This window comes from Hydrogenophaga sp. FW305-3-2-15-A-LB1, assembly GCF_058787875.1.
Genome location: NZ_JBYTAE010000083.1, coordinates 16494 through 29182 on the forward strand (window position 1 = coordinate 16494; position 12689 = coordinate 29182).

Consider the following 12689-nt stretch of genomic DNA (forward strand, 5'->3'; position numbering starts at 1 on the left):
CGTCCCATGAACCGCCAACGCCACCGCATCGTCTTCAGCCGCCACCTGGGCACCCTCGTCGCCGTGGCCGAGTGCGCGCGCGCGCAGGGCAAGGCCGCCAGCGGCGCGCGCGCCGCCGGCACCCTGGCCGCCGCGCTGCTGATCGCCACGCCGCTGGGCGCGCAGCAGCTGCCCGTGCCCAGCGCGGGCGGGGCGCTGCCGGCCTTCGTCACCGCCGGGCAGGCGGCCTACCAGGCCATCGCCAACCAGGCTTTCGTGAACCAGGTCGGCAACAAGGCCATCCTGAACTGGAAGAGCTTCAACGTCGGCGCGGGCCACAGCGTGCAGTTCCGCCAGGTGCAGGACCTGGCGAGCAACCAGCTGGTGCCGGGCGCCAGCTTCACCACGCTCAACCGCATCTGGGACATGAACCCCAGCGTGATCGCGGGCGCCATCGGCCAGACCGCCGGCCAGAAGGCCAACATCATCCTGGTCAACAGCAACGGCATCGCCTTCATGGGCGGCTCGCAGGTGAACCTCAACAGCTTCACCGCCAGCACGCTGAACATGGCGGACCAGTTCGTCGACAACCTGCTCACGAGCAACACGCTCACGCCCCAGTTCCAGCTCGCGCTGGACGGCGGCGAGGCGCGCGGCTTCGTCAAGGTGTTCGAGGGCGCGCGCATCAGCGCGGGCCAATTCGGCCGCGTGATGCTGATCGCGCCCACGGTGGTGAACCGGGGCAGCGTGAGCGCGCCGGATGGCCAGGTGGTCATGGCCGCCGCCAGCAAGCTCTACCTGCGCTCGGCCTCTGGCGTGGACAGCAACGTGAGCGGCCTGCTGGTCGAGGTGGACAGCCCGGCCGCGCTCAACGGCTACGAGCAGGCCAACACCAGCGTGAAGAACGGCGAGATCGACGGCCAGGCGGTGGCGCTGGTCAACCCGGCGGACGACCTGCTCGGCCACGTGACCAACCTCGGCAGCCTCTCGGCCGATCGCGGCAACGTGACCATGATCGGCTACGCGGTCAACCAGAAGGGCCTGGCCTCGGCCTCCAGCTCGGTGGTGCAGAACGGCTCGGTCTACCTGCTGGCGCGCGACCGCGCGGTGAGCAGCAGCGAACCCACGCGCGGTGGGCGCGTGGTGATCGGCGCGGGCAGCCGGACCGAGGTCCGCATCGACACCGAGAGCGGCGCCACCGCGCAGGACGGCGAGAACGGCGACCGGCTGGAGAAGCCTTCGGTGGTGAAAGTCGTGGGCCAGGACGTGCGGCTGGAAAGCGGCTCGCGCATCGTCGCGCCCTCGGGCACGGTCGACATCACGGCGCAGGACAACCCGGGCGCGGTCGGCGCCAACGACCCCTTCACCCGGCCCGGGTCGTCCTATGTCTCCAACACCGCGCGGCTGCACATCGCCGAGGGCGCGGTCATCGACGTCTCGGGCCTGCAGGGCGTGGCGGTGGACGTGGCGCGCAACAGCGTGGCCGTGGAGCTGCGCGGCGACGAGCTCAAGGACTCGCCGGTGAACCGCAACGGCCCCTTGCGCGGCCAGACGGTGTACATGGACGTGGAGCGCGCGCTGGCCCTGGCCGAAGGCGGCCTGGACACGCTGGTGGCCAAGGACAGCCTGGAGAGCTACGCGGCGCGCCTGCAGCGTGGCGCGGCCGAACGCGCCACCAGCGGCGGCACGGTGAACCTGCGCTCGCAGGGCGAGACCATCGTGGAGAGCGGTGCGACCATCGACGTCTCCGGCGGCAGCGTGGACTACCGGCCCGGCATGGTGAAGCAGTCGGTGCTGATCACCAACGGCAAGCTGGTCGACGCGACCGAGGCCACGGCGGGCACGCGCTACGACGGCGATGCATCGCGCTTCCGGGTGGACCACGACCGCTGGAACCGCACCGACGTGATCGAGACCGGCGCGGCCCAGCGCCACGACGCGGGCTATGTGCAGGGCAAGGACGCCGGGCGCGTGAACGTGGTCGGCATGAAGGCCACCGTGATGCAGGGCGACGTGGTCGGGCGCACCGTGCAGGGCACGCTGCAGCAGGCCAGCGGCAGCGCGCCGGCCGGCGCCACGCTGCGCCTGGGCAGCAACGCGGTGGGCGACGACTTCAAGCTCAACCAGCGCGTGCTGATCGAGCGCGGCCTCGCGGGCCTGCAGACCGGTTTCGGTTTTGGCGATGTGTTGGGTCAGCCCTTCACCGAGACGCTGGTGATCGACCCGCGCCTGCTCGGCAAGGACCGCGTGGCCCGGCTCGAGGTCTTCGGCAACAACGAGGTCGTGATCCGCAGCGACCTGGCGATGGAGCCTGGCGGCTCGCTCTCGGTGACCGGCCAGCGCGTGCAGGTGGACGCCAACCTGAGCGCGCGGGGCGGGCGCATCGAACTCAATGCCGCCAACAACGTGGTCAACACCGGCGCACCGGCCCCCCGGCTGGACGTGGCGGCCGGCCGCACGATCGACGTGAGTGGTGGTTTCACCCACCTCAATCCCCGCCTCGCGCAGGCCAACGCCCCCACCGTGCCGGTGAACGCCGGCCAGATCGTGATGGACTCGGACGGCGCGCTCTCGCTGGGCGCGGGCAGCGTGCTGCGCGCCGACGGCGGCGCGCGCATCGACGCGAAAGGCAAGGCGCGCCTGGGCGATGGCGGCGCCATCGAACTCTCGGGCGCGACCGGGCTGGCGCTCGGCGGGGAGCTCAGCGCGTTCGGCGGCGACAAGGGCGGCCGCCTGACCCTGGGCGCACCGGCGGTGGTGGTGGGCGGTTCGGGCGCGGGCGCGCCCGCCGACGCCACCCACCTCGCGGCGGACTTCTTCTCGAAGGGCGGTTTCGAGCAGGTCAACGTGCGCGGCGACCGCTCGGTGGACATCGTGGCCGGTACCGTGCTGCAGCCCCTGCTGACCACCCGAGCGCTGACGCCGGATGCGGGCACCGCCTCGACCGGCGCCCCGCTCGCGCAGGTGCTGCAGAACGAGGTGCGCCCGCCGCTGGAACGCCGCGCGGTCAACCTCGCGTTCAGCGCGCCGGCCACGCTCGACAGCACGGCCGGCACGGTCACGCTGGGCGAGGGCGCGCGCATCCTGGCCGAGCCGGGCGCGACCGTGTCGTTCAGCGCGCGCGCCCAGGTGCAGCTGCTGGGCGAGGTGCAGGCCCAGGGCGGCACCATCAGCGCCAGCGTGAACCGCGCCGCCGCCGACCCGTTCCGCGCCGACGCGGCGGTCTGGCTGGGGGAGCACGCGCGGCTGGACGCCAGCGGCGTGGTGCGCACCGAGGTCGACGACCAGGGCCTGGTGCGCGCGCAGGTGAAGGACGGCGGCACGGTGCAGCTGCAGGGCACCAACGCCTACGTGGTCGCGCAGGCCGGCTCGGTGATCGACGTCAGCGGCAGCGCCGCCACCCGCGTGGACCACGCCGGTGCGGCCGAAGGCCTGGGGCAGTCGGTTTCGGCCAGCGCCGGCACGCTGCGCGTGGGCACCACCGAAGGTGCCTTGCTCGATGGCACGGTGCTCGCCCAGGCGCGCGCGGCCGACGCGCGCGGCGGGGATTTCGTGTTCGCCCTCACGGCCACCGACGCCACCGCGCGCGCGGCCGCCGGTGCGCCGCTCACGCCGCGCCAGCTCACGGTCGAGCAGACCCTGGCCCCACAGAGCGCGGGCTTGGCCCCCGGCGCGGCGCTGGACAACGCGCACAACGGCAACGTGCGCCTCTCGGCCACGGCCCTGCGCGAAGCCGGCTTCGACGCGATCGACCTGAGCAGTGCCGACCGCATCGCGCTGGCCGACGGCGCGCAGCTGCAGGCCGCAGCCGGCGCGCGCGAGCTGCGCTTCGTGCGCCTGGACTCGGCTCAGCTGCAGGTCCAGGGCGCGGGCGCCCAGGTTCGGGCGCACGAGGTGCTGCTCTCGAACAGCGCGAACACCAGCGCGGCCGCGCCCATCGGCGGGCCGGCCACGCTGGACGTGCAGGCCGAGCTGCTGCGTGTGAAAGACCGCGTGACCGTGACCGGCGCCGACCAGGTGCGGTTCACCGGGCGCCAGGAGATCCGGCTGGAAAGCGCATCGGCGTCGCAGCGCGAAGGCTCGCTCACCGTCGGTGGCGACCTGGACCTGCACGCGGGCGTGGTCGCGCCGGGCACCGACGCGAAATTCACCATCGACGTGCCGAATGGCGACGTGCGCATCCACGCCGTGGGCGCGGAACCTGCCATGCCGCTGTCGGCCCAGGGCAGCCTCACCGTCAAGGCGGGCGACATCACCCAGGCGGGCCGGGTGTGGGCGCCGATGGGCGCCATCGACCTGCAGGCGCGCGGCGCGCTCGAGCTGCAATCGGGCAGCCTGACCTCGGTCCACGCCGAAGGCCTCATTCCGTACGGCCGCATCGAGAACGGCCGCACCTGGGTCTATGGCGCCAACGGCGCGGACCGCGACATCGGCGGACTCGAAGGCAAGCGCATCCGCACCGAGGGCGCGAGCGTGGACGTGCAGGCCGGCGCGCGTGTGGACCTGCGCGGCGGCGGCGACCTGCAGGCCGACGAATTCACCGTCGGCCCGGGCGGTTCGCTCGACTTCCTGGCGCAGGACGGTGTGTACGCCGTGCTGCCCGCCCACGCGGCCGGCTTCGCGCCGGGCGACGCCGCGCTGGACGGCCGCCTGGAGCGCTCCGGCGCGATCGAGTTGCGCGGCGTGCCCGGCCTGGCCGACGGCCGCTATGTGCTGCTGCCGGGCCGCTACGCCCTGCTGCCCGGCGCCTTCGCCGTGCGGCTCACCGACAGCGCCGCCACGCTGCTGCCTTCGCAGGCCCACACGCGCGCCGACGGCGTGCGCGTGGCGGCCGGCTTCGTCACCGACACGCGCGCGCAGGCGCCCACGCCGGGCCAGTGGAGCGCGGTCGAGGTGTTCACCGCCGAGCAGGTGCGCGATCGCGCCGAGTACACCGTGACGCGCGCGGCCGACTTCTTCGGCGCCGGCGCCGTGCAGGCCGCCGACGCGGGGCGCCTCTCGATGGTCACGCAGGGCACGGGCGCCGACGCGTTGCGCCTGCAGGGCCAGTTCCTCACCGCCGCGGCGAGCGGCGGGCGCGGTGCGGCGGTGGACCTCTCGGCCGACCGCATCGAGGTGGTGGGCGCGGGCCTCGCGCCCACCACCAGCGGCGCCACCGTGATCGCCGCGCAGGACCTCAACGCGCTGGGCGCGGCCAGCATCCTCATCGGCGGCGAGCGCAGAACCGAGGGCGACAAGGATGTGATCACGGTGGGCGCCCGCGAGGTCACGCTCACCAACGACGAGGCCTCGGCGCTGCGTGCGCCGGAGATCATCCTGGCCGGGTCGGAGCGCGTGGAGCTGGCCGAGGGCAGCCGCCTGCAGGCGCAAGGGCCGGCGGGCTCGGGCCGTGCCTTCAGCGTGGCCGGCAACGGGGCGCTGGTGCGTGCCGGCGTGGACGCCGTGGCCTACGAGCGCACCGGCGCGCCGGACCGCAGCACCGGCACCATCGTGGGCGCGGCCAGCAGCCGCATCGACGCGCCGGCCATCGTTCTCGACGCCACGGCCGACAACCGCTTCCAGGGTGAACTCGGCTTCGGTGGCGCCACGGGCGGGCGGCTGGAGATCGGCGCCTCGCGCATCAGCCTGGGCGAGGTGCCCACGGGCACCGGTGGCGTGGTCTACGACAACGCGGACCTCGCGCGCTTCGACACGCTGGACGCGCTGGCGCTGCGCAGCTACTCGTCGATCGACCTGTATGGCGACACGCAGCTCGGCGCCCAGGGCGCCGACGGCAAGGCCACGCTGGGGTGGCTGGACCTGCGCGCCGCCGCGATCTCGGGACGCGACAACGCCCAGGCCACGGTGCGCGCCGGCACGGTGAGCTTCGCCAACGCGGCGGGCGCCACGGCCGCGCCGGTGAGCGCCGCCCCGGGCAGCGCGCTCACGGTGCACGCCGAGCGCCTGGAGCTGGGCGAAGGCGCCAAGCGCATCGACGGCTTCGACACGGTGGCGCTGAACGCGGGCACGCTGGCCGGCGTGGGCACGGGCTCGCTGGCGGTGGCGGCCAGCACCACCACGGTGGCCACCGGCGCGATCGTCGGCACCGAGGCGTCGAACCAGACCCTCAACGCCAGCGGTCGCCTGGCCGTGGCCCGCCTGGCCGGCGCGGACGCGGCGGCTTCCGCGCTCGGTTCGCGCTGGCAGCTCGAAGGCGAGTCGCTGGACTTCGGCGCGCGCGCCGTGCTGCCCTCGGGCGAACTCGGCCTCACCTCGCGCAGCGGCGAGCTGCGCGTGGGCGCCACCGCCGAGATCGACGCGGGCGGCCGCCAGGTGAGCTACTTCGATGCCCAGCGCGCCACCGACGGCGGCCGGGTGAGCCTGCAGTCCCAGGGCAGCGGCGGCATCGTGGTCGAGCAGGGCGCGCGCATCGGCGTGTCGGCGGTGGCGGGTGGCGACGCGGGTCGCATCGAGATCCGCACCCCCGGTGGCACGCTCGACCTCGCCGCCGGCAGCCTGCAAGGCCAGGCCGCCCCGGGCGGTGGCGAGGGCGCGCGGATCTCGGTCGACGTGGGCCGCGTGGTCGATTTCTCCGCGCTCGCGGCGGCGGTGGGGCAGGGCGGTTTCACGCAGGAACAGGCCTACCGCGTGCGCACGGGCGATCTTGAGTTGCAGGCCGGGCAGACCGTGCGCGCGCAAGAGATCGCGATCGCGGCCGACGGCGGCGACATCCGCGTGGCCGGCGCGCTGGACGCCAGCGGCGCGAAAGGCGGGCGCGTGAGCGTGCAGGCCCAGGGCGACCTCACGCTGGCCAGCGGCGCGCGGATCTCGGTGCAGGCCACGGACGCGGCGCAGAACGGTGGCACCGTCGAACTCGGTTCGAGCGACGGCGTGCTGGACCTGCAGCAAGGCTCGACCATCGCGGCGCAGGGCGCGCGCGGCGGCGAGGTGCTGCTGCGCGCGCGCCGCACGGGCTCGGGCGCCAGCGAAGACGTGGCCGTCACGCAAGTGGCCTCCACCTTCGACGGTGTGGACCAGATCCGCCTGGAAGCGGTCAAGGTCCACGAGAACATCAACCGCCTGACGGCCGCCGGCAACGTGGCGGGCGAACTCTCGCTGGCGACGGTGAACGCCGACCTGAACGGTTTCGCGGCGCGCCATGGCGCGATCGAATCGCGGCTGGGCCAGGCGGCCGATGCGCGCTTCCAGGTGGTCTCGGGCGTGGAGGTGCGCTCGCAGGGCGACCTCACCCTCGCCAACGACTGGAACCTGGACGGCAGCCACGCGGGCGGCCAGCCCGGCGTGCTCACGCTGCGCGCGGCGGGCAACGTGAAGCTGGACAACCACCTCTCCGACGGCTTCAGCACCGCCACGCCGTGCGCCACCCCCACCTGCGCCGCCACCTCGCCGGTGCCGGCCACGCTGCGCGGCCAGGATTCGTGGAGCCTCAACGTGACCGCCGGCGCCGACCTTGGCGCCGTGAGCCGCCACGCCACCGTGGACGGCACGGGCGACGTGACCCTGGCCGCCGGCAAGCTGCTGCGCACCGGCACCGGCGACATCCGCGTGCACGCGGGCCGCGACGTGGTGCTCGCCAGCGCCGAGTCCGCCATCTACACCGCCGGCAAGCTGGCCACGCCGGTGGCCGGCTTCGCCGTGCCGGCCAACGCGCAGTTCAGCGAGCAGGGTGGCGACGTGGTGATCGAAGCGGGGCGAGACATCCAGTCGCTTGCGCGTTCACAGCAGCTCTACAGCAACTGGCTGTTCCGCCAGGGCCAGACCAATACCACCGGCGACAGCTACACCACGGCGCCGGGCTGGTGGGTCCGCTTCGACCGCTTCCAGCAGGGCGTGGCCGCGCTCGGCGGCGGCGACGTGACGCTGCGCGCGGGCAACGACGTGCGCAACCTCTCGGCCAGCGCGCCCACGCAGGCGCGCTCGACCGGCACCACACCGTCCACCAACCGCCTGGTGGTCACCGGCGGGGGGTCGGTGCGGGTCGAGGCGGGCGGTGACATCCAGGGCGGCCAGTACCAGGCCGACCGGGGCGCGCTGCGGCTGGACGCGGGCGGCAACATCGAGGCTGGCGAACGCGTCACCGTGGGCACGGGCTCGCGCGCGCTCTTCCCCATCCTCGCGATGGGCGACACGCAGGCCAAGGTCACGGCGCGCGGCGACGTGGGCATCCACGCGGTGATCAACCCGCACCTGGTGGTGCAGTCCTCCGGCAACGGCACCGGGGTGAACGTGGGCAACTCCGCCAGCCCGCAGTGGAGCCTGTTCTCCACCTACAGCGACGGCGCGGCCCTGCAGATGGGCAGCCTCACCGGCGATGTGGTGTTCCACAACCGGCCAGGGGGTTCCAGCGAGCTGGCGTCGCTGACCACCACCAACCAGATCTACCGCGCGCCGCTCAACTTCTCCATCAGCGCGGCGAACTACAACGCGGCCATCGCCCTGGGCGTGCTGCCGCCCAGCCTGGAAATCACCGCGCCGCAGGGCCGCGCGGTGGTCGACGGCGTGAGCTCGACCCTGCAGCCCTCGGCGGCGGGGCAGCTCGCGCTGCTGGCGCGCGACGAGGTGAACGTGGCCGCGAGCCTGAACCTCGGCGACATGGCGCCGCTGCCCGATGCGCTGCAACCCGTCACGCGCAGCAGCGCCTTCGCCACCACCACGGTCACCGCGCACGCCCCCGTGCCGGTGCACCAGGGCTCGGACAGCCCGGCGCTGCTGCACGCCAGCGAGGGCGACGTGGTCGGCCAGTCCGGCCGGCTCAACCTCGCGAGCGCCAAGCCGGTGTCGGTGAAGGCCGGGCGCGACGTGCGCAACCTGGGCCTGTCGATCCAGCACAACGACGCCGACGACGTGTCGGTGGTGCAGGCCGGGCGCGACGTGGTGTTCAGCTCCACCGGCACCTCGCGCACGCCAGGCTCCTACGTGTGGGTGGCCGGCCCGGGCCGGCTCGAAGTGCGCGCCGGGCGCGACGTGGACCTGGGCACCTCGGCCGGCATCGTGAGCCGGGGCAACCTCGACAACCCGGCCCTGCCCTCGCAGGGCGCGGACCTGCACATCTACGCCGGCATCGGCGACGCGGCCTGGAAAGAGACCGACGTGATCGGCCGCCTGCTCGCGCAGCTGGGCAGCGCGCCCGACGACGTGGGCGCGCTGTGGGCCGCGCGCTGGCTCACCGGAAACCCCGGCCTGGACGCCGCGAACGCCGCCGATGCCGTGCGCGCCCTGCAGGCGCAGCCGGCCGATGCGCAGCGCGAGCGCGTGCGCACCATGGTCTACACCGCGCTGCGCGAAACCGGGCGCGACTACAACCAGCGAGAGAGTGCCTTCGCCGGCGACTACAGCCGGGGCTATGCCGTGCTCGATCTGGCCTTTCCCGGCATGGCCGAGCGCACGCCGCAGGGCGGCTTCGCGCGCTACCAGGGCTCGCTCAACCTGTTCGCCAGCCGCATCCTCACCGAGGCCGGCGGCGACGTGGAGTTCATGGTGCCCGGCGGCGACGTGGTGGTGGGCCTGGCCAACACGCCGGCCGATCTGCTGGCCACACAGAAGCCCGGCTCGGGCATCGGCCTGACCGACAGCGGTGTGCTCGGCGTCGCGGTGATCGGCGAAGGCAGCGTGCGCGGCTTCGCGCGCGGCGACATGCTGGTCAACCAGTCGCGCATCCTCACCGTCGGTGGTGGCGACGTGATGCTCTGGTCCAGCGAGGGCGACATCGACGCCGGCAAGGGCAAGAAGACGGCCTCGGTGGTGCCCCCGCCGCTGATCCTGATCGACGCCCAGGGCAACGTGACGCAGGTGCTGCAGGGCGCGGCCACGGGCTCGGGCATCGGCGCGCTGTCCACCGGCGGCGCGCGCGCGGGCGACGTGGACTTGGTCGCGCCCAAGGGCACGGTCAACGCCGGCGACGCCGGCATCCGCGCCGGCAACCTCAACATCGCCGCGCAGGTGGTGCTGGGCGCCGACAACATCTCGGCGAGCGGCACGAGCACCGGCACACCGGTGGCCGACACCAGCGCCGTGACGGCGGCGTCCTCCGGCGCCACCTCGGGCGGCGACGACGCCTCGCGCGTGGTCGAGGCGCTCAACCAGGCCGCGGCCGATTCGGCCAAGGCGGCGCAGGAACTGGCCGCGGCGCTGCGCCCGTCGGTGGTGCGCGTGGACGTGCTGGGCTTCGGCAACGAATAGTCCGAATGGATGGTTCTCCCCTTCTGTAACACCCGCGCCACCGTTCCTTCTTACCTTTCTGTGCTGGCCCCGCTCTCGCGTGGCCCGGCCTTTTGATGCCCTTCCCATGAAACGTTTCCTCACCCTCGCTGTCTGCCTGCTGATGCTGCCCCTCTCCGCCCAGGCGTGGTGGGACGAGGCCTGGACCATCCGCAAGAAGATCACCCTGGACACCCAGGCCGCCGGCATCGCCACCGAGGCCACGGGCGTGCCGGTGCTGGTGCGCCTGTCCACCGGCAATTTCGATTTCCTCGCGGCGAACGAGAACGCGTCCGACCTGCGTTTCGTGGCCGAGGACGAGAAGACCGTGCTGCCGCACCACATCGAGCGCTTCGACAGCACCAACGAACTCGCCTTCGTGTGGGTGCAGGTGCCGCGCCTGGCCGGGAGCAACGCGGCGCAGCACATCTGGCTGTACTACGGCAACGAAGCCGCGCAGCCGGTGGCGGCCACCGGCCTCTACGACGCCTCGCAGTGGGCCGTGTACCACCTGGGCGAGGCCAGCGGCCTGCCGCAGGACAGCGCGGGCGCGGGCCACCACGTGCTCGGCGGCACCTCGACGCCGGTGCCCAGCGGCCTGATCGGCGGCGCCGCGCGGCTCAACGGCGACGGCGGCCTGCAGGCCGGCGACGCCACGCTGCAGGCGGCCACCGGCTTCACCTTCTCGGCCTGGATCAAGCCCGAGCGCGCCGACGGCGAGTTGCTGGCCTTCGGCGGCCTCACGCTCTCGCTGCACGGCGGCGTGCCGGTGCTCGGCGTGGCGGCGGCCACCGCCCCCGGCGGCGCGCCACTGGCCCTGGGTGCGTGGCGCCACATCGCGGTGAGCGCGGGCAGCAACACCGTGCTCTACATCGACGGCAAGGTCGCCACCAGCCTGCCGGCCGCTTTCGCGCCCGCCGGGGCGCTGCGCATCGGCGGCGGCCTGGTTGGCGAGATCGACGAGGCCCAGGTGTCCACGGTGCAGCGCACCGAGGCCTGGATCGCCACGCAGGCCGACTCGCAGGGCCAGGCCGGCCGCCTGGTGCGCATGGGCCAGGAAGAGACCACCGACACCAGCGGCGAGACCGGCTACTTCGTGGCCACCATGAACAACCTGACCGTCGACGGCTGGGTGGTCACCATCATCTGCGTGCTGATGCTGTTCGTGGCGATCTACGTGATCGCGGCCAAGGCGCTGCTGCTCGCGCGCGTGGAAAAAAGCAACCCGCGCTTCGGCGAGGCCTTCGACCGGCTCAGCGCCAGCCTGCGCTCGCTCGACGCCGGCGCGCAGGAGCACGCCCGCCAGCTCGACACCCTGACCGCCCCCACCGAGCAGTTCCACCACTCGCCGCTGCACCGCATCTACCAGGTGGGCGCGCGCGAGCTGAAGTCGCGTTTCCACCTGGGCGACCCCAAGGCACCGGTGGTGGAGCACGACGGCGTGACCGCGCCCTCGGTGAGCGAACGCGCCATGCTGGCCGTGCGCGCCGCGCTCGACGCCCAGATGACGCGCGAGCGCCAGCGGCTGGACCGCGGCATGGTGCTGCTGACGATCGCGATCTCGGGCGGCCCCTTCCTCGGCCTGCTGGGCACCGTGGTCGGCGTGATGATCACCTTCGCGGCCATCGCCGCCGCGGGCGACGTGAACGTGAACGCCATCGCGCCCGGCATCGCGGCCGCGCTGGTGGCCACCGTGGCCGGCCTGGGCGTCGCGATCCCCGCGCTGTTTGGCTACAACTACCTGCAGACCAAGATCAAGGCCTTGTCCAACGACATGACGGTTTTCGTGGACGAGTTCGTCACGAAGATGGCCGAGACCTACGGAGACTGAGGCCATGGCACAGGTTCAGGAAGACGGTGCCGTCTACGACGACATCAACATCACGCCGATGCTCGACCTGGCCTATGTGCTGCTGGTCATCTTCATCCTCATGACCACGGCCTCGGTGCAGGGCATCAAGGTCAACCTGCCCCGGGCCAGCAACACGCCCAGCCTGGCCAAGCCGGCCACGCGTGCCATCACCATCACCGAGACCGGCGCGCTCTACCTCGACGCCTACCCCATGGCCACCATCGCCGACCTGGAGGCGCGCCTGCTGCAGTTCAAGGCCGCCACGCCGGAGTTTCCGATCGTGGTCAAGGGCGACTCCGCCGTGCAGTACGCGAAGGTGGTCGAGGTGCTCGACCTGCTGGGTCGGCTCGACCTGAACCAGATCGGCCTGGTCACGCAGCGCTCGGCGAAATGAAGACCCCCCCGCCGCGCTTCGCGCGTCCCCCCCGAGGGGGCGGCACTGGCGGCCCGGCAAAGCCGGTTCCGCGGTGCCTCTGGTTTGAAACCCCTCGCGCCGGGCCACGCTCATGAACCCGCGCCTGTTCCGTGTCGTGGCCGTCGGGCTGCTGCTGACCTTGCTGATCGCGCTCGGCGTGTGGCTCTACAAGCTGTTCAGCGAACCCACCGAGCCCACGAAGAAGCGCGCGGTGCAGCAGATCGAGCTGCTCAAGCCACCGCCGCC

The 12689-nt window shown here is 73.2% G+C and carries 3 protein-coding genes; all 3 read left to right on the forward strand.

Annotated elements, in window-relative coordinates; all coding sequences use genetic code 11:
• The first annotated feature begins 6 nt into the window (after positions 1–6).
• On the forward strand, positions 7–10158 hold the full coding sequence (locus AC3WPZ_RS22385) for a filamentous hemagglutinin family protein (protein WP_492441608.1): 10152 nt from the start codon (positions 7–9) through the stop codon (positions 10156–10158).
• A 106-nt stretch (positions 10159–10264) separates the two neighbouring features.
• Positions 10265–12007 carry a DUF2341 domain-containing protein gene (locus AC3WPZ_RS22390; RefSeq protein ID WP_492441610.1) on the forward strand — a complete coding sequence of 581 codons (1743 nt, stop codon included), beginning with the start codon at positions 10265–10267 and terminating at the stop codon, positions 12005–12007.
• A 4-nt stretch (positions 12008–12011) separates the two neighbouring features.
• On the forward strand, positions 12012–12422 hold the full coding sequence (locus AC3WPZ_RS22395) for an ExbD/TolR family protein (protein WP_492441612.1): 411 nt from the start codon (positions 12012–12014) through the stop codon (positions 12420–12422).
• The last annotated feature ends 267 nt before the right edge of the window (positions 12423–12689 follow it).